We start from the raw sequence: 563 nt of genomic DNA, 5'->3' as shown, positions 1-563 counted from the left end.
GACTTATACATATTCTGTTGTTTTAGGGATTTGCGCAGGTTATAGCTTAATCCTCTATAGAAGATCATGGTTTTTTGTTTTGTTGTGCCCATTGTTCTTATTCGCTGTTTCAGTAAATGCTAGAATTGGGTTTGTAGGTTTTGTTTTTTTTGTTTTTTATATTTTTTTATATGGTGATCTAAAAGCAAAAGCTATTTGGCTTTTGTCTTTTTTAGGGGTGTCTTTTTGGTTTTATTTTTCATCAGGCGATTTCATTCAAGAAAATAGATGGAGTCTGGGTTTCTTTTTGGAAGCTGCTGACTTCTTTCATTATGGACTTGACGGTAATAACATAATTGCTGTTCTTTTGAATAGCCATGTTCATTTTCCTGAGACTGTTGCGGGTTTTGTTTTTGGTACAGGGGTTTCTTTATATGATTCTGGGTTCGAGAAAAGCAGTGATATTGGTTATATCCTTCAATTAAACTATGGTGGTGTGATTATTTTAATTTTGTTGATGTTGGCTATTGCTTTTATGAGCGTCCGTCTTTTTAAAATACTTGGCTATAAGCATTGGTTTTCTT

1 protein-coding gene is annotated in these 563 nt (G+C 33.2%); it reads left to right on the top strand.

Features of this window, described 5'->3' with window-relative positions; translation table 11 throughout:
- Positions 1 to 563: hypothetical protein (locus RMT89_RS40780; RefSeq protein WP_315888803.1), on the top strand; the 563-nt coding region annotated here is incomplete at both ends.

Origin of the sequence: Streptomyces sp. P17 (assembly GCF_032436805.1) — a bacterium.
In the GTDB taxonomy this organism is placed as follows: Bacteria; Actinomycetota; Actinomycetes; order Streptomycetales; family Streptomycetaceae; genus Streptomyces.
The sequence above is the reverse complement of the archived record's forward strand: the minus strand, read 5'-3'. Positions and strand labels throughout refer to the sequence as shown.